We start from the raw sequence: 17,471 nt of genomic DNA, 5'->3' as shown, positions 1-17,471 counted from the left end.
CCTCACCTTCCCGTGACGCCCGCGTCACACACCTTGCGGCAACGCCATCTGTGCGCCACGTCTAATTCAACCAACGAACAAAAGGCCACGCCTATGCCCACGCAACGTTTTACTTTTCCAGGCCATGATGGCCAACAGCTCGCCGCGCGCTTTGATATGCCCGACGGTCCGCATTTGGCCACGGCCCTGTTTGCCCATTGTTTCACCTGTTCCAAAGACATTCCCGCCGCCCGTCGCATCGCCGCACGCCTCGCATCCATGGGCATCGCGGTGCTGCGGTTTGATTTCACCGGGCTTGGCCATTCCGAGGGCGAGTTCGAGAACACTAATTTCACCACAAATGTGCAGGATTTGGTCGCGGCTGGTGCAGAACTTGCGCGCCGCAACATGGCACCGTCGTTGATGATCGGCCATTCCCTTGGCGGGGCGGCCGTTCTGAAGGCCGCGGCTGAGATGGACAACATCAAAGCGGTCGTCACCCTTGGCGCGCCCTTTGATCCCGAACATGTCACCCATAACTTCGCCGACAGCCTGCCCCAAATCATCCGCGATGGCGTCGCAGAAGTATCGCTTGGCGGCCGTCCCTTCCGCATTTCCAACGATTTCCTAGAAGACGTCGCAAAGGGCCAACTGACCCCCGCCATCGCAAACCTGAACGCCGCCCTTCTGGTGCTTCATGCCCCGCGTGATGAAACGGTTTCGATTGATAATGCGTCGGAAATTTTCCTCGCGGCGAAGCATCCGAAATCCTTTATCACGCTGGATGACGCCGACCACCTGCTGACCCGCGCCGAAGATGCAGAATACGCCGCAGACGTGATCGCCACATGGGCCACCCGCTATATCGACCTTGCGCGCCCTGCCCCGCCCATCGGCATCCCCGAAGGCGTACTGCGCGTGTCCGAAGGTGATCCAAACGGGTTCTTGCAAGATGTCCAATCCGGGCCCCATCACGTGCTCGCGGACGAACCTGCGGCCTATGGTGGCACGAACAAGGGTCTGACGCCTTATGGGTTTTTGTCCGCGGGCCTTGGGGCGTGTACGTCAATGACCATCCGCATGTATGCGCGCCGCAAAGGGTGGCCGCTGGACCACGTCAGCGTTGATGTCACCCATGATAAAGTCCACGGCCAAGACGCTGAAACCCAAAGCAAATCAAAGATCGACAGCTTTGTGCGCACCATCACTCTGCGCGGTGATCTTGATGATGTCCAACGGGCCCGCCTTTTGGAAATCGCGGACCGCTGCCCGGTGCATCAAACGCTCGAGCGGTCCAACCACATCGACACCAAACTCGCATAACAAAAGGGGCGCCCTGCAAACCAGCGCGCCCCTCAATTCTTTCGCAATACCGGCGGTTTAGCCGCGTGCGTTGCCAATCATTTTCCAGATCGCTGGAACCAGAAGCGCGGCCAAGGCCAGCTTCAGAACGTCGCCGACCAAGAACGGTGTCAGACCCCACGCAAGGATCGGCTGATCCCAACCGTAAAGCGTGCCAAGCCACAGCAGACCAGGCACATAGATCAACGCATTACCAACCAGCATCGCCAGCGCCATCATCCCGATGGAACGATCCCAGCCCTTCGTCGCAGCAACACCCAGCGCCAATGTCGCCAGAACGTAACCGACAAGGTAGCCGCCTGTGCCGCCCATCATGTAAGTCAGGCCGTTGGCTTCGGCGGTTGATCCCGCGAACACGTCAAAACCGGCCGCGCCGATAATCATATATCCAAGGATCGTCACAAGGCCCAAACGCGGGCCGTAAGCCGCGCCCACTGTCAGCACAGCAAATGTGCCCATTGTGATTGGAACAGGGATCATCGGGATAGAAATCTTTGCGGCCACAGCCAGCAAAGTAATTCCCAAAACCACCAGAACGGCCTGTTTGATGCGCAATGCGCTGCCTGTGACCGGGCCAAAGACCTCTGCCAAGACGGGTTTATTCATCGTTGTTGCCATTGTTTCGGCTCCCATTTGTGTCCCTTTGGCCATTTGATGCCCTAGCGGCACTCTTTCTGCAAGTGCGAAGGCGCGCATCAGTCGCTGCGCACATACCATGTGACAGACCGATAGTCCTTGCGCGGCCCCTGCACGTCCCACGTGACGGCCCAACATGACCATTCCGAAAAATCATACCCGCCGCGATACATATCTTCCCCGCACAAATGCTCAGCGGCGTGCCCACCCGCCTGTGGGTCAAAATCATGAAAGGCGCGGCCATCGGCGAACAACACGTCAACGCGCGGCCCGTTTTCACGCCACAGATACGACCGTTCCGCCTGAAACCGCTGCGCGTTCACGATCAGGTGGCCCGTTTCGGTGTAAACCGCGCCTGCGTCGTCCGGCGCAATCACCGCCCGCCCCTCAAACCGTGACTGCCCGCCCGCGTGGGCGTCATCGATCACGCGGGACACATCATAAGCCCCGATAAAATCTGCCAGCGTCCGCATCACGACCAATCGCTCCCTTGTCCCTCATCCGTGGGCACCTTATGACGCCATCATCTGCTTTTGAACCACCAGAAAAGGCCACCCATTATGATCCCTCGCTACTCCCGCCCCGTGATGACCGACATTTGGGAACCCGCCACCAAATTCAAAATCTGGTACGAGATCGAAGCACACGCCTGTGACGCCATGGCAGACATCGGTGTGATCCCGCGCGAAAACGCCGATGCGGTCTGGAAAGCCAAAGACGTTGAATTTGACGTGGCCCGCATCGACGAAATCGAAGCCGTCACAAAACACGACGTCATCGCATTTCTCACGCACTTGGCCGAACACGTCGGATCAGACGAAGCGCGCTTCGTGCACCAAGGCATGACATCCTCGGATGTTCTCGACACCTGCTTGAACGTCCAACTTGTCCGTGCCGCTGACATTCTGATTGACGATGTGGACAAGCTCCTCGCGGCGTTGAAAAAGCGCGCGATGGAACACAAAATGACCATTCGTGTGGGCCGCTCACACGGCATCCACGCCGAACCCACGACCATGGGCCTGACGTTCGCACGCTTTTATGCCGAAATGGATCGCAACCGCGCCCGCCTCGTGACCGCGCGCGAAGAAATCGCCACAGGCGCGATTTCCGGTGCTGTCGGCACCTTTGCCAATATTGACCCTGCCGTCGAAGAACACGTCTGCGCCAAACTCGGCCTGACACCGGAACCGATCAGCACCCAGGTTATTCCACGTGACCGCCACGCGATGTTCTTTGCCACCCTTGGCGTCATCGCGTCCAGCATCGAAAACGTCGCCACAGAAATCCGCCACATGCAGCGCACCGAAGTTCTTGAAGGCGCTGAGTTTTTCTCAATGGGCCAAAAGGGATCTTCGGCGATGCCGCACAAAAAGAACCCTGTTCTGACAGAGAACCTCACCGGTCTTGCGCGTCTTGTGCGCATGACAGTGATCCCCGCGATGGAAAACGTCGCCCTCTGGCACGAACGCGATATTTCACATTCCTCTGTTGAACGCGGCATCGGCCCCGACGCCACAGTCACTCTCGATTTTGCGCTGAACCGCCTGACTGGCGTTGTCGACAAGATGTTGATCTTCCCTGAAAATATGCTCGACAACATGAACAAATACCCCGGCCTCGTGATGTCCCAGCGCGTGTTGCTGGCCCTGACACAGGCAGGTGTGTCACGCGAAGACGCCTATTCAATGGTGCAACGCAATGCGCTGAAAGTTTGGGAAGACCGCACAGATTTCCGCGGAGAACTCCTCGCGGATCAGGCCGTTGTAGACGCTCTCGGCGTTGAAGCCATCAACGAAAAATTCGACATCAGCTATCACACCAAGCACGTGGACACGATTTTTGCCCGTGTGTTCGGCGTATCTGACTAAATGAAATGCGAAGGCAGGGCGCCCCATCCATGCGCCCTGTCGTTGCAATACCGTTCACTCAAGTCTTACTTTCATGCCTCCCCAAAAGGCAAACCGCGCCCTTAGTTAGGCCGCCGTCAACTGTTCAAGATGCTTGTGACGCGCAGCAATCGCCATCACAGCATATTTGTGTCCGTCATCATCGTTGGTGTAGGGGTCGCCCATCAATTCGGCGCCATATCCCAACCGTTTCAACGCGCGCAGAAGCCACAGATTTGACAGCGAAATCAACGTGTCAGCACCTTCGGCATTGGCCATATCGATCAAGCCCTCCACAATCAGATCAAGGCATTGGGTCCGCTGGCGCATGGATTTCACCTCCGGCGAAATCACCAGTCGCGTGCATTCCCAGACCTTCGGACTGTCGATGACTTCATCCAGCAAGTTGGACGGAATAGACGACAATTTTCCCGTCATCGCATCCTTCAACATGTAGGTGTGATCCCCCCATGATGCAGACGTAGACATCGCCCGCGATCCGGCCAAAACGCGGCCGTCATCATCCAGAACCAACGAATACCGCGCCATCGGGTTATCGTACTGGTCCATTTCGACATCCGCATTATGCGGGATTTGCCATTTTAGTGTGTCCACAAAAAACTGTTTTCGCAGCGCAAGGTAGTCGTAAAACGACGACCCGTGCTGGTGGACATTAGACAATTCAAACGTGACATTTTTCATTAGTACTCTCCTTTTTGGAGAGTCCATTTAGCGCCGGAGTGAAAGACTTGTTAACCAGTAAACCAATTTCGTTGCAAAAAACCGCCGCAATCCGATTGGTCAGAAAATATTAACCTTTTGTTAACGTTTTCAAACAGTTCAGATGAGGCCGAATTCTCCAACCATTGCAGCAGCTTGGGCTGACGTCTGCGCGCCCAACTTGGTCTTTGCGTTCTTAAGGCGCTGTTTCACTGCCCCTTCGGACACGCCTAACGTGTGTGCAATTTGCTTAAGCCGCTGGCCTTCTTTCACCATCTTGAGCGCCTCGAGCTCTGCTTTGGTTAGATTCGTTGGCGGCGCTTTGGCATGGTGCAGCTTGACAACATAGGCGTGCAGCGCATCGATTTCTGCACGCTCGAATTCCCGATCAGACCGCGCGAACGTCCCAAAGGATCGCTGCCCTTCACGGTTTCCATCAAAACACGCCACAGCAACCCCGTAGCGCAACCCGAACGTCTGCGCCTGATCCAGAACCCGCATCGGATCTGGCAAATCAATCCCGCTCCAGGCGATGGCACCCGTGTTGGCATAAATCCAGCGGATCACCGGATCATGCAGCATAAAGCGATGTGTGGTGTAGTGATCGACCCAAGCCGCCGGAAGCGCATTCACCTCCTCAAGCGGAAACGCAAAACCGACACGCAAAGCGATGTAGTAGCCGTTTTTGGCCAGCAATTGAACGTCGTCAGATGATTTGAGTTCGGTCAAGCGGGGCCCCTTTGACGGCCTTTTGAAACAAAAGTCCCTGTCATTTAGCAGCGACATAACCTATTATTCCACATATAAATCTCCTGTGCATACTAATCGGCAAGGTCCGGCACAGGCAACCACAAAGCGAGTGAGGCCCAAGACATGGCGGATATCAACAAGGTCAAAGACCTCCTCAAAACTGTCGAGAACCTGTCGCCCTCGGGCTTTGCAATTGCCTTTCATATTCGCCTGACCTCCCCCGACTTTCTGTTCCAAACCTACCCGAAGAACTGGATCGATATATACTCGGAAAAAGGTTACGTGATGGTTGATCCCATTGTGCGTTGGGGATTCACCGAAATAGGCGCAATTCGCTGGTCCCAGCTGGGCGATTTGGACGATCAAGGCATTCTAGAACAATCGCTTACCTACGGAATGGCATACGGCGTCGCGATCGCGACTGAAACCCAAGGCAGCCGCAGCGTTGCAGGTTTTGCACGCAATGATCGCGAATATAGCGACGCCGAAATCGCGGCGCTGACACAACACGTTCAGGACCTGCACGAACATACCGCCTCCAAGACCGGAATGTCAGAAGCCCTGCGGACTCAATTGCATGATCTCTCCATCGAAATGACGCATCCGCCCGCAACCGCAGGCTGAACGCCCCCGTTTTCGCACGGCGCGAAATGGGGAATCTATTTGCGATCAAACCCAATTTGACGCGACGTATTTCACCCGCGACATTCGCATTTCGGGTTCGCTGATCGCAATCTGCCGCAGAATTATAGCTATAATTGGCCATAAATTAGCGACACCCGTTAAGCCTCCATTCACCTTAACGCCCTATGCCCTGTGCAACCTCACAGGAGCCTTCCCATGTCAGCGGCGATGTCCCCCAATCGAAAGCACGTATCGCAATCCAGCAAGGCGGCCATGGTCGTGCAATTGCTGCTGCGCGACGGCGGCGACCTGCCCCTTTCACAACTGCCAGAAGCTGCACAAGCACGGCTGACCCGCGAACTTGGCGCGCTCAACATCATTGATCGCGAAACCCTCAAAAGCGTCGCCGAAGAATTCGCGCGCGAATTGTCAGACGTGGCCCTGACCGCGCCGGGCAGCTTCGAAGCCGCGCTAAAATCACTCGATGGGCGCATATCCGCGGGTACAGTTGCACGCCTGCGCGAAGAAGCGGCCGCAAAATCGGGAAGCGATCCATGGTCTCTCGTGCTTGAACTGTCGCCCGAAGACATGATCGTGATCACCCAATCCGAAAGCCCCGAAGTCTGCGCCATTCTGCTGTCCAAATTACCCACCTCAAAGGCCGCGACCCTGCTGGGTCTGATGCCCGGCGAAAACGCGCGCCGCGTGGCCTATGCCATGTCGAAAACCACCAACGTGCGCCCGGACGCAATCGCGCGGATCGGCACGGGACTGGCGCAAAACTACTGCGGCGCGGCCCTGCCTGCCTTCACCGACACCGCCGAATCCCGCATCGGCGCGATCCTCAATTCCAGCCCCGCGTCCACACGCGATCAAGTCCTCGAAGGGCTGTTGTCGCAAGATCGCACCTTTGGCGAAGGCGTGCGCAAGGCGATCTTTACCTTCGCGGATATTCCCGCCCGCGTGGCCGTCCCCGACGTGCCCAAAGTGCTGCGTGACATTGACCCCGCCGACCTTGTCCGCGCCCTGGCCTCGGCCACCGAAGGGGGCAGTGATCTAGCCACCGCCGCCGCGTTCATCCTCGACAATATGTCGACCCGCATGGCCGACAATCTGCGCGAAGAAATGGGCGAAGCTGGCAAAATCAAACAATCCGACGGCGAAGCGGCGCAAACAGCAGTCGTGTCCGCCATTCGCGCCGCGGCAGACGCTGGCACAATCGTTTTGGTGGTGGAAGACGAGGACGAAGAATAGGGTCTGGATTTGCAACCGCACCACGCCTAGCATCACCCTATGTTTGATCCCGAAAACCCCGCCCGCCGCTGGCACGACATGGGTGGCAATGCCGCCGGTCCCGTGCCAACCGACCAACATGATTTTTCCATGTGGGAAAAACGCGTGGATGCCTTGATGATCATCGGATCTGCCAAAGGGTACTTTACCGTTGATGGTCTGCGCCGCGTTCTCGAAGACATGGGCGAAGATGCCTTTGAAAAGATGACCTATTACGAACGCTGGATTGCGTCCGTAAACCAGAACCTCATCGAAGGCGGCGCCTATACCACGGCGCAGCTCGCTGAAAAGATGGCGCAGGTTGCAGCGCGCGGTGACACCTACGGCGATGCGGCCAAACCGACATGACCCAAACCGTGCGCGTCAAAACCCTGATGCCCCCCGGCCACGTGCGCACCCCTGCGTATTTGCGCGGCAAAATCGGGGTGATCGAACGATCCCTTGGTGCGTTCCCTAACCCAGAAGACCTCGCCTATGGACACTCAGCCGCCGCAAAACCACTGCACCGCGTACGTTTTACCATGGCCGAAGTCTGGGGCGACGCGGCCGAAAACCCTGACGACACGCTAGACGCTGAAATCTACGAACACTGGTTGGACCCCTGCGATGCCCCATGACCACCACGACCACCTCAGCCCGTCCGGCCACCCCTACCGCGCCGATGATGACACCTCCCTCAGCTACTGGCAGACGATGGAAATCGCGGTGCGTGAATTGCTGGTTGAAAACGGCGTCACCACCGCCGCTGAAATCGCCGTCCAGATCGAAACCATGGATGCGCGCAACCCCAGCAACGGCGCCAAAGTCGTCGCCCGCGCGTGGGCTGACCCCGCCTTTCACGCGGCCCTGATGGACAACGCAGGTGATGCGACCCGCGACATGGGGTTTGACATCGGCCCGCTGAAATTGATCGCCGTGGAAAACACCGCTGACGTGCACAACATGATCGTGTGCACGCTGTGTTCCTGCTATCCGCGCAATCTGCTTGGCCTGCCGCCCGATTGGTACAAATCCCGCGCTTACCGCAGCCGCACCGTGCGCGAACCGCGTTCGGTTTTGGCTGAATTCGGGGTTAATTTGGCGGACACAACCCAAGTGCGCGTCCATGACAGCACCGCAGATATGCGCTACATCGTCATTCCCGCACGCCCGCAAGGCACTGAAAATATGTCACAAACCGAACTGGCCGCCCTCGTGACCCGCGACAGCATGATCGGCACGGGCGTGGCGAAAACGCCCTAGCGTAAAACGGCCGTCGCCATCACCGCACCGGGCCCCGGTTGCTGAACAATCACCACGACGGGCGATGCGCCGGTCAGGCCGACAGTCATATCAAGCGCCCCGCGCCCGGACCACTGGCCCACGGTATTCCATTCGGTGACGATGTTGGCATAGCTCAGCGTGCGGCCCGCGTTTTCACCACGGCGAATATCAACAGTTTCTTGCGGGCTGAACCGCACCACCTGAACAACAGTGCCAGACGGCAGCGCTTGCGCCGTTTGGCCCGTTATCTGCAACCGATCACCGGAACGGCGCAACGCAATCTGCGTGCCCGTCTGCACCCCGTTGTGGCGCTGGATCAAATCCGCGACGTCCATGGGTTTTGTGCCAATCACATGGTCCTGTCCGCCGATGATCATTTGCGGCGTATAAATCGAACTGGCCCCTGCAACATGGGCATACTGGTTTTGACGGCGGGTATGTGCGGGGTCGGCAAAACTATCCGCCCATCCGATGTAATCCCAGTAATCCACATGCAACGCCAAAGGAATCACATCAGATCGCTGCGCCAGACTGTGCATCATTTCATCTGCGGGCGGGCAGCTGGAACACCCCTGAGAGGTGTAAAGTTCAACCACCACAGGGCCATCCGCAACAGCGGGCGTGGCGATGGCACAAAGGGTGGCAAGTGCAGCGAGTGTTTGGCGCATGGGAATTCCTGTGTTTGCCTGATATGCCTATCCCACGACGCAGCACCTGACCAATCAACCGTTTGCGAGCCTTCGTTACAGTCCCGCCTACCCCGTTTACCTGCGTCACTCAAACGCATCAAATTCAGGGCAAACAGGGGTTGGCAGGCATTGTGTGCAATTGTATACCGCAACCAGAATCACGCCCGTATTCCCCCAGTAGGAGAGACGAACATGCCCATCACAGTTGGCCACGACACCGCAAAAACCCGCAAAACCCTTAAGGTCGGCGCACAGTCCATCGATTATTACTCAATCCCCGCCGCGACCGCCGCAGGACTTGGCGATTTTGACAAACTGCCCGCCGCGTTGAAGGTCGTGCTGGAAAACATGCTGCGTTTTGAAGACGGGAAAACAGTCAGCGTTGATGACATCAAGGCATTTGCCGAATGGGGCGCCAAGGGCGGCAAGAACCCCCGCGAAATCGCCTACCGCCCTGCCCGCGTGCTGATGCAGGATTTCACAGGTGTTCCGGCTGTTGTTGACCTCGCCGCGATGCGCGACGGGATTGTGGCCCTTGGTGGCGACGCCCAGCAGATCAACCCGCTGAACCCTGTTGATCTGGTGATCGACCACTCTGTGATGATCGACGAATTCGGCAACCCGCGCGCGTTCCAGATGAACGTGGACCGCGAATACGAACGCAACCTCGAACGCTATACCTTTCTGAAATGGGGCCAGTCCGCGTTTTCCAACTTCCGCGTTGTGCCCCCCGGCACAGGCATCTGCCACCAGGTGAACCTCGAATACCTCAGCCAAACTGTCTGGACGGACAAAGACCAAAACGGTGTTGAGGTTGCTTATCCTGACACGCTCGTCGGTACGGACTCCCACACAACTATGGTCAATGGCGCAGCTGTTCTCGGTTGGGGCGTCGGCGGGATCGAGGCCGAGGCATCCATGCTCGGCCAGCCGATTTCCATGCTGATCCCCGAAGTTGTCGGGTTCAAACTGACAGGCGCGATGATGGAAGGCACGACAGGCACCGACCTCGTGCTGAAAGTCGTTGAAATGCTGCGCGCCCATGGCGTTGTGTCCAAGTTTGTTGAATTCTACGGCGAAGGCCTCGACACGCTGCCATTGGCAGACCGTGCAACCATCGCCAACATGGCACCGGAATACGGCGCGACATGTGGCTTCTTCCCGATTGACGGCGAAACCCTGCGCTACCTGCGCAACACGGGCCGCGACGAAGACCGCATTGCGCTCGTCGAAGCCTACGCCAAGGAAAACGGGTTCTGGCGCGGCGCGGATTACGATCCGGTTTACACCTCCACTCTTGAACTCGACATGGGGACAATTGTTCCTGCGATTTCCGGCCCCAAACGCCCACAGGACTACGTGGCACTGACAGGCGCGAAATCCGCCTTCACCAAGGAAATGGAAAACACCTTCAAACGCCCGATGGGCAAAGAAGTGGCCGTCGCAGGCGAAGATTACACGATGGAATCCGGCAAGGTTGTCATCGCGTCCATCACGTCGTGCACCAACACATCCAACCCCTACGTCATGATCGGCGCAGGTCTGGTGGCCCGCAAAGCCGCGGCCCTTGGCCTTGATCGCAAACCTTGGGTCAAAACCTCCCTCGCGCCCGGCTCCCAAGTTGTCTCGGCTTACCTGGAGGCCGCTGGCCTGCAAACAGACCTCGACGCGCTCGGTTTCAACCTTGTGGGCTACGGCTGCACGACGTGCATCGGCAACTCCGGCCCGCTGCAAAAGGAAATCTCTGAGGCGATCCACGAAGGTGACCTCGTGGCGACCTCCGTTCTGTCGGGCAACCGCAACTTCGAAGGCCGTATTTCACCAGATGTGCGCGCGAACTACCTCGCCTCGCCGCCCCTCGTGGTGGCCTATGCGATTGCGGGTACGATGGACATCAACCTCGCGACAGACCCGATTGCCCAAACGGCTGACGGCAAAGACGTGTATCTGAAAGACATCTGGCCCACATCTGACGAAGTCGCAGAAATGGTCGAAGCCACCGTAACCCGCGAGGCGTTCCAATCCAAATACGCGGACGTCTTTAAGGGCGACGAAAAATGGCAGGGCGTGGAAACCACCAACGCGGAAACCTACGACTGGCCGCCGCAATCCACCTACATCCAGAACCCACCCTATTTCCAAGGCATGTCCAAGGACCCCGGCGTCATCACAAACATCAACGATGCCAAAGTGTTGGCCGTCTTGGGTGACATGATCACAACCGATCATATCTCGCCCGCCGGTTCGTTCGCAGACACCAGCCCCGCTGGCCAATACCTGACCGAACGTCAGGTGCCCGTGCGCGAATTCAACTCCTACGGCTCGCGTCGCGGCAACCACGAAGTCATGATGCGCGGCACATTTGCCAACATCCGCATCAAGAACGAAATGCTCGATGGTGTCGAAGGTGGCTACACCAAAGGCCCCGATGGTCAGCAAACGTCGATCTTTGATGCGGCCATGGCCTATCAGGCGGCAGGCACACCGACGGTCATTTTCGGAGGCGAGCAATACGGTGCCGGATCATCGCGCGACTGGGCTGCGAAGGGCACCAACCTGCTGGGCGTCAAAGCCGTTATCGCCGAAAGCTTCGAGCGTATCCACCGCTCAAACCTCGTTGGCATGGGCGTTATCCCGTTTGAATTTACAGGCGGGGATTCACGCAAGACGCTGGGCCTGACGGGCGAAGAAACCGTATCCATCAGCGGTTTGGACAGCGTCACACCTCTGCAGGAGGTTCCGGCGACCATCACGATGGCGGACGGTACGGTGAAAAACGTACAGCTCAAATGCCGCATCGATACCGCGATTGAGATTGAATACATCGAACACGGCGGCGTACTGCACTACGTGCTGCGCAATTTGGCGAGCCAAACGGCAATCGCTGCCGAGTAAACGTCGCGTTAGTATTATCTAAAGGTCGCGCCCTTCGGGGCGCGGCTTTTTTGTTCTAGAAATGCCTCCGGCGGGGATATTTTGGAACCAAAGAAGCTGGACGTGCGCGCGTGACGCGGTAGGTTGAGCCATGACACATCCATCTTTTGAATTTACCCATGCGCTCTGTCGCTTACCCGCCAAATCCGTAACCGACGGACTGCGCGCCACCGATCAAGGGGACCCGGATCCGCTTACTTTTGTTGCCGAACACGCGGCCTATGTCAGCGCGCTGCGCGATGCGGGCTGTGATGTCACCGTGCTGCCCGCCGACGACGCCTTTCCGGATTCCGTGTTCATCGAAGACCCTGCTTTGGCGCTGAATGGCACCGCTATCGTGTTGCGCCCCGGTGCTGAAACCCGGCTGGGCGAAGCCGCAGCCCTGCGCCCCGCGTTGGTTGAAAACATGAACGATGTCATTGACTTACGCACGGACGGCTACGTCGATGGCGGCGACATCTTGTGCACCGACACCCGTGTGTTGCTGGGCCTGTCTGCGCGCACAAACCAGCGTGGCGCCGAGGATTTGCGCCCCATCGTAGAAGCGTTGGGGTACACTTTGGAGGTTCTCCAAACGCCCCCCGAAATCCTGCATTTCAAAACCGAAAGTTCATTGCTGGATGCGACCACTGTGCTGGCCACACCCACGCTCGCGGGCTCTGGGGCGTTTAAGGGGCTGAACGTGATTGAGACGGCCCCCAAAGAAGAGGCCGCGGCAAATGCAATCCGCGTCAACGGCTATGTATTCCTGTCTGCGGGTTACCCGAAAACAGCGCAACGATTGCAGGATGCGGGTTACAATTTGAAAATCCTGAACACGAGCCAGGCCGCGTTGGTAGATGGCGGGCTGAGCTGTATGTCGTTGCGTTACAGCCGTTAGATCCGCGCCAAAAGCGCCGAAATCTCTGTAACTTTGACGTCCAACAGAGCACAATCCCCACGCGTCTCGACGTTCAACCGCACCACAGGTTCGGTATTGGACGCGCGCACATTCACCCGCCAATCGCCCATGTCAAAACTTATCCCGTCCAGGCGATCCGTGGCGCGCGCCAGGGGGGCATAGGTCGTTTCAAACGCCGCAATCGCGACCGCCCGGTCAGACACGGTGAAATTAATCTCCCCCGATGATGGGAAATCCCGCCGCATTTGCGCGACCATTTCAGACAGCGGCGCGCCGGATCGCGATACCAATTCAGCCACCAAAAGCCACGGGATCATGCCGCTGTCGCAATACATGAAATTGCGGAAATAGTGATGCGCCGACATTTCCCCGCCGTAAGCTGCATCCATATCCCGCATGATCTTTTTGATGTGGCTGTGCCCGACGCGGGATGCAACCGCCTGCCCGCCAGCCTGTTCAACCTCGTGCATCGTCGACCAGATCACACGGGCATCATACACAATTCTGGCACCGAGTTCCTTGGCGCAAAACGCGCGCCCCAACAGCGCGACGACGTATTCGCCATCCAGAAACGCCCCCGTTTCGTCAAAAAAGAAACAGCGGTCAAAATCACCGTCCCATGCAACCCCAAGATCAGCACCATGGGCGATCACGGCATCCCCCGTCGCGCTGCGGTTTTCTGGCAGCAGCGGGTTGGGAATGCCATTAGGAAACGTGCTGTCCGGTTCATGATTTACGCGTGCAAACGTCCACGGCACATCAAGTCGTGCAGCGAGGGCATCAAACGTCGGCCCCGCCGCACCGTTGCCGGCGTTTACCACAATCTTCAGCGGTTTCAGGCCGTCGCGTGCCACATAATCACACAGATGTTTAACGTAATCGCCACGCGGGTCGCGCCGTTCAACCGACCCACCACCGCGCGGGTCGCCAAACGCACCCGCCTCGGCCATGTCTTGGATATCGGCCAATCCTGTTTCAGCCGCAATCGGCCGCGCGCCGCTGCGCACCATCTTTATACCGTTGTAATCAATCGGATTATGGGACGCAGTGACCATCAGACCACCGCCTGCCCCCAGATGATCTGTGGCGAAATATACCTCTTCGGTGCCGCACAATCCGATGTCGTAAACGGTGATACCTTCGGCGATCAATCCACGGTGCAATGCGGCTTGCAGCCCTTCGCTGCTGGCCCGAATATCGCGCCCCGTCACAACGATTTCGGGTTTCATCACGCGGGCAAACGCACGGCCAATCCGTTCGCAAACCTCTTCGTTCAGGTCCTCACCCAGTTTGCCGCGCACATCGTAGCTTTTGAAACAGTTGATCTTCATCGCGCCAATGCCGCGTCCAGCGCCGGACGCAAACGGTTTTCCAATTCCCGCGATGTCACGGGCGCAGCCATTCGCAAAAGGATTTTGCCATCACCATCAAGTAAAAAGGTTTCCGGCACACCGTAGACGCCCCAATCAATCGCGTGAAATCCGCTTGGGTCCGATCCGACAGCCACATATGGATCGCCAAGTTCTTGTAAGAACGCGACTGCATTGGGATCAAAGTCTTTGTAATTGATGCCATAAATTGGCACCCCTTCTTCCGCCAGCAGCGTCAGATTAGGGTGTTCAACCCGGCATGGCGCGCACCAGCTGGCCCAAAAATTCACGATTTTGACCTCACCGTCGCGCAACATCGCATCCGTCATGGGCGGCAGGTTTTCAATGTCCGTCACGGTCAATTCAGGCGCTGGTTTCCCGATCAAGGCGGATGGTAATTCTTCGCCCTGCCCTAAAAACATGCCTGCCGCGAACAACCCTGCGAGGGCCGAAAAAATCACGACTGGGATGACCATCAACCACTTCATCGCGCCGCATCCCGCCGCGCTTCAACGTCTGCCAATTGCGCGCGCACTTTGCGGGATCGCTGCACGGACAGCCCGACAATCAAAACCAACAGCGCGATCGACACACCGTAGGCCGTCAACACCTCAACCGCGTATTTCCCAAGATCAGGGATCATGACCGCATCCTCGCCTCTAGTGCTTTGATCCGGCGCACCCGAATTTCGGTGGCGGTGCGCATCAACACCAACGCCACAAACAACAACACGAACCCCGCGATGCACACCAATGCCGGATACCAGAACACATCCGCCACGTTTTCTTCTTTGTCCAAAGACAGGGATGCGGGCTGGTGCAACCCTTGGTTCCAAAAGTTAACGGCATAGCGCGACAGCACCGCAAACACCGACCCGACGATGCATAAAACGGACGTCAAATCAGCCGCCGTGTCAGGGTCTTCGATGGCTTCCCACAACGCCATATAGCCAAGGTAGAACAAAAACAGGATCAGGAATGACGTCAATCGCGGATCCCAAGCCCACCATGTACCCCACATGGGTTGGCCCCAAATTGCACCTGTTATCAATGCCATAACCGTCATGATGATGCCGATGGGCGCCGCTGCACGGGCGGCCAAAGCGCTCACGTGGTGGCGGCGCACCAGCCAGACAAGCGATGTGATCAACATCATGAACCACACGTTGATCGCCATCAGCGCGCTTGGCACATGAAGATAGAAAATCTTAACCGTTGATCCCTGGCGGAAGTCATCGGGCGTAAAGAAAAACCCCCAGATCAATCCCCCCACCAACAACGCAATCGACACCCCCAACAGCCACGGCACCAGCGGCGTCGTCGTCGCGATAAATTTCTTCGGATTGGCGTATTCCCAGATCGACATATGCGTTAGCTATCCTGCTGTTTGCGCGGTCACAATACCGCTCACTTAAGGTTGACCCGAAGCGCTGCCGATGCGGCGAATGGCAGCAATGCAAAGCTGCCCAGCGTGATCCCCGCCAACATCAACAGCGGGGTCGCTGCGCCCAATCCGTCCGCCCCGCGCCGCACGGCCTCTGCCCCGAAAATCAACGTCGGAACGTACAGCGGCAACACCAAAAGCGACATCAACAAACCGCCGCGCCGCAGGCCCACCGTCAACGCCGCACCAAACGTGCCGATCATCGACAACGCAGGCGTGCCAAGCGCGAGGGACGCGAACAACCACACATAAGCCGATGGCGCGAGGTTGAGCAAAAACCCCAACGCAGGGGCCGCCAACGTCAATGGCAATCCCGTGGTGATCCAATGTGCGATCCCTTTGATCAGCGCGACCCCCTCAAGCGGCAGGGGCGATGTGGCAAGCAACGGCAACGATCCGTCCTCAAAATCCAAGGCAAAGATCCGGTCCAGCGACAACAACGCCGCCAGCAATGCCGCGACCCACAGAATGCCCGGCGCGATCAAGGTCAACAAAGCCGCCTCGGGCCCCACCCCAAACGGCACCAGCACCACCACAATCAGAAAAAACGCAAGGCCAAGGCCGAACCCACCCCCTGCCCGCACCGCAAGCGCAAGATCACGGCGCAGCAGCGCAATCACAAGAACGCCTCGTCTGATCCGCCGCGCGCATCTGGCGCCGCCTTGAATGGCGTCAGGTCAAGTTCGGGCGCGTCCAACCCAAGGTCAATATGTGTGGCAATCACCGCGATCCCGCCAAGCGCAAGGTGAGTGTCGCGCAACCAGCTGGCAAACATTTTCACGGAAAATCCATCAAGGCTGACGGTCGGTTCATCCAAGAACAGCACGTCCCGCCCGATCACCCCAAGGCGCGCCAAACCAAGGCGGCGTTTTTGCCCTGCCGACAAAGTGCCAGCGAACCGATCGCGCAGATCAACCAGATCAAAGGCCTCGAACACGCTGTCGACCAGATCAGCACCATGCACATCCGCCCAAAACGCGAGGTTCTCTGTCACCGTCAACTGCGCCTTGATCCCGTCGGCGTGACTGGCGTAAGCGCCTGTATCTTCGGGGAAATTTACAGTGCCCGCGATGGGTGGCTGCAACCCCGCCAAGGTGCGCAGCAATGTCGTTTTGCCAATTCCGTTAGGCCCACGCAGCACCAGCGCCTCACCCGGAGCAACGCTAAACGACAGCCCCTCAAGGACCGGCGCGCCGCCCCGTGCCACCGCTAGATCAGATACCGTTAAAACCATGCCAACACGCTAGCCCAACCGCTAGACCGGCAAAAGCGCCAATCCAACGCGGCGCCCTTCGCTCAGCAGGATGTTATAGGTGCGACAGGCGGTGGGCGATGACATCACCTCAACGCCGATGCCCGCATCCTCAAGCGCGCTGCGCAAGGCAGGCGGCAAATGCGCAATTTCGGCACCCGTGCCAACAAAGAACACATCCAGATCTTTGGCCGCGTCCAGCAGGGTTTGCACGTCGTCGTATCCGCCCCACGGCGCGACGCCCGTGGGCAGGGCGACCAGCGCGCCCTCAAACACCTCACCGCCGATGCGAAAGAAACCGGGGCCGTATCCGTCCACGGGCTTTGCGTCTGTGTAAACGACTTCGTTCAATCGCATCTGCGTGCC

Annotated in this window: 21 protein-coding genes; 9 read left to right on the top strand and 12 right to left on the bottom strand. The window is 58.0% G+C overall.

Annotated elements, in window-relative coordinates:
- The first annotated feature begins 93 nt into the window (after positions 1–93).
- Entirely contained in the window at positions 94–1,302 is a 1,209-nt protein-coding gene (locus tag L0664_RS14120; RefSeq protein ID WP_235226529.1) for a bifunctional alpha/beta hydrolase/OsmC family protein, read from the top strand.
- A 57-nt stretch (positions 1,303–1,359) separates the two neighbouring features.
- On the opposite strand, the gene L0664_RS14115 is transcribed toward L0664_RS14120, so the two are convergent.
- Together L0664_RS14115 and L0664_RS14110 are read right to left on the bottom strand one after the other, a co-directional pair.
- Entirely contained in the window at positions 1,360–1,959 is a 600-nt protein-coding gene (locus L0664_RS14115) for a biotin transporter BioY (RefSeq protein ID WP_235226632.1), read from the bottom strand.
- A 77-nt stretch (positions 1,960–2,036) separates the two neighbouring features.
- A complete protein-coding gene (locus tag L0664_RS14110) occupies positions 2,037–2,450 on the bottom strand; it encodes a DUF6314 family protein (protein WP_235226528.1) in 414 nt (137 codons plus the stop codon).
- Positions 2,451–2,537: 87 nt separating this feature from the next.
- Here L0664_RS14110 and purB point away from each other — a divergent pair, with 87 nt between their 5' ends.
- Positions 2,538–3,848 carry an adenylosuccinate lyase gene (gene purB / locus L0664_RS14105; RefSeq protein ID WP_235226527.1) on the top strand — a complete coding sequence of 437 codons (1,311 nt, stop codon included), beginning with the start codon at positions 2,538–2,540 and terminating at the stop codon, positions 3,846–3,848.
- A 105-nt stretch (positions 3,849–3,953) separates the two neighbouring features.
- On the opposite strand, the gene L0664_RS14100 is transcribed toward purB, so the two are convergent.
- Together L0664_RS14100 and L0664_RS14095 are read right to left on the bottom strand one after the other, a co-directional pair.
- Complete coding sequence (locus L0664_RS14100) at positions 3,954–4,568, bottom strand: acyl-homoserine-lactone synthase (RefSeq protein WP_235226526.1); 615 nt, start codon at positions 4,566–4,568, stop codon at positions 3,954–3,956.
- Between the two features lie 138 nt (positions 4,569–4,706).
- A complete protein-coding gene (locus L0664_RS14095; RefSeq protein WP_235226525.1) occupies positions 4,707–5,315 on the bottom strand; it encodes an autoinducer binding domain-containing protein in 609 nt (202 codons plus the stop codon).
- A gap of 144 nt (positions 5,316–5,459) precedes the next feature.
- Between L0664_RS14095 and L0664_RS14090 the strand changes: the two genes are divergently transcribed.
- The 5 genes from L0664_RS14090 (at position 5,460) to L0664_RS14075 (ending at position 8,495) form a co-directional block, all read left to right on the top strand.
- A complete protein-coding gene (locus L0664_RS14090) occupies positions 5,460–5,960 on the top strand; it encodes an autoinducer binding domain-containing protein (RefSeq protein WP_235226524.1) in 501 nt (166 codons plus the stop codon).
- 216 nt (positions 5,961–6,176) lie between these two features.
- Positions 6,177–7,214: a FliG C-terminal domain-containing protein gene (locus tag L0664_RS14085; RefSeq protein ID WP_235226523.1), complete on the top strand. Its 1,038-nt coding sequence runs from the start codon at positions 6,177–6,179 to the stop codon at positions 7,212–7,214.
- Positions 7,215–7,253: 39 nt separating this feature from the next.
- Positions 7,254–7,601, top strand: a complete 348-nt coding sequence (locus tag L0664_RS18580) for an SH3-like domain-containing protein (protein ID WP_268821701.1) — start codon at positions 7,254–7,256, stop codon at positions 7,599–7,601.
- The gene (locus L0664_RS18575; protein WP_268821700.1) at positions 7,598–7,870 is read left to right on the top strand and encodes an SH3-like domain-containing protein; all 273 of its coding nucleotides are present in this window, start codon (positions 7,598–7,600) and stop codon (positions 7,868–7,870) included. Before L0664_RS18580 ends, L0664_RS18575 begins: the two co-directional genes overlap by 4 nt.
- Positions 7,860–8,495 (top strand): nitrile hydratase subunit alpha, encoded by a 636-nt coding sequence (locus L0664_RS14075; RefSeq protein WP_235226522.1) that lies wholly within the window; start codon positions 7,860–7,862, stop codon positions 8,493–8,495. The genes L0664_RS18575 and L0664_RS14075 overlap by 11 nt, the downstream gene beginning before the upstream one ends.
- Here the strand turns inward: L0664_RS14075 and L0664_RS14070 are convergent.
- Complete coding sequence (locus L0664_RS14070; protein ID WP_235226521.1) at positions 8,492–9,184, bottom strand: DUF1223 domain-containing protein; 693 nt, start codon at positions 9,182–9,184, stop codon at positions 8,492–8,494. The two genes, L0664_RS14075 and L0664_RS14070, sit on opposite strands and share 4 nt — an antisense overlap.
- Before the next feature lie 213 nt (positions 9,185–9,397).
- Between L0664_RS14070 and acnA the strand changes: the two genes are divergently transcribed.
- Together acnA and L0664_RS14060 are read left to right on the top strand one after the other, a co-directional pair.
- Complete coding sequence (acnA, locus tag L0664_RS14065) at positions 9,398–12,100, top strand: aconitate hydratase AcnA (protein ID WP_235226520.1); 2,703 nt, start codon at positions 9,398–9,400, stop codon at positions 12,098–12,100.
- Positions 12,101–12,230: 130 nt separating this feature from the next.
- Positions 12,231–13,019, top strand: a complete 789-nt coding sequence (locus tag L0664_RS14060; protein ID WP_235226519.1) for a dimethylarginine dimethylaminohydrolase family protein — start codon at positions 12,231–12,233, stop codon at positions 13,017–13,019.
- On the opposite strand, the gene L0664_RS14055 is transcribed toward L0664_RS14060, so the two are convergent.
- The 7 genes from L0664_RS14055 to L0664_RS14025 are packed head-to-tail and all read right to left on the bottom strand — an operon-like array spanning position 13,016 to position 17,462.
- On the bottom strand, positions 13,016–14,371 hold the full coding sequence (locus tag L0664_RS14055) for a phosphohexomutase domain-containing protein (protein WP_235226518.1): 1,356 nt from the start codon (positions 14,369–14,371) through the stop codon (positions 13,016–13,018). The genes L0664_RS14060 and L0664_RS14055 overlap by 4 nt on opposite strands.
- Positions 14,368–14,898 carry a DsbE family thiol:disulfide interchange protein gene (locus L0664_RS14050; protein ID WP_235226517.1) on the bottom strand — a complete coding sequence of 177 codons (531 nt, stop codon included), beginning with the start codon at positions 14,896–14,898 and terminating at the stop codon, positions 14,368–14,370. Before L0664_RS14050 ends, L0664_RS14055 begins: the two co-directional genes overlap by 4 nt.
- On the bottom strand, positions 14,895–15,053 hold the full coding sequence (gene ccmD / locus L0664_RS14045; RefSeq protein WP_235226516.1) for a heme exporter protein CcmD: 159 nt from the start codon (positions 15,051–15,053) through the stop codon (positions 14,895–14,897). Before ccmD ends, L0664_RS14050 begins: the two co-directional genes overlap by 4 nt.
- Positions 15,050–15,775: a heme ABC transporter permease gene (locus L0664_RS14040; RefSeq protein ID WP_235226515.1), complete on the bottom strand. Its 726-nt coding sequence runs from the start codon at positions 15,773–15,775 to the stop codon at positions 15,050–15,052. The genes ccmD and L0664_RS14040 overlap by 4 nt, the downstream gene beginning before the upstream one ends.
- 41 nt (positions 15,776–15,816) lie before the next feature.
- Positions 15,817–16,473 (bottom strand): heme exporter protein CcmB, encoded by a 657-nt coding sequence (gene ccmB, locus L0664_RS14035; protein ID WP_235226514.1) that lies wholly within the window; start codon positions 16,471–16,473, stop codon positions 15,817–15,819.
- Entirely contained in the window at positions 16,470–17,087 is a 618-nt protein-coding gene (ccmA, locus tag L0664_RS14030) for a heme ABC exporter ATP-binding protein CcmA (protein ID WP_235226513.1), read from the bottom strand. Before ccmA ends, ccmB begins: the two co-directional genes overlap by 4 nt.
- A gap of 21 nt (positions 17,088–17,108) precedes the next feature.
- A complete protein-coding gene (locus L0664_RS14025; protein ID WP_235226512.1) occupies positions 17,109–17,462 on the bottom strand; it encodes an Mth938-like domain-containing protein in 354 nt (117 codons plus the stop codon).
- Positions 17,463–17,471 lie beyond the last annotated feature (9 nt).

It is taken from the genome of Octadecabacter dasysiphoniae (assembly GCF_021532615.1).
Lineage (GTDB): Bacteria > Pseudomonadota > Alphaproteobacteria > Rhodobacterales > Rhodobacteraceae > Octadecabacter > Octadecabacter dasysiphoniae.
Note: the sequence above shows the minus strand (reverse complement) of the source record. Positions and strands in the feature narration are given on the sequence as shown.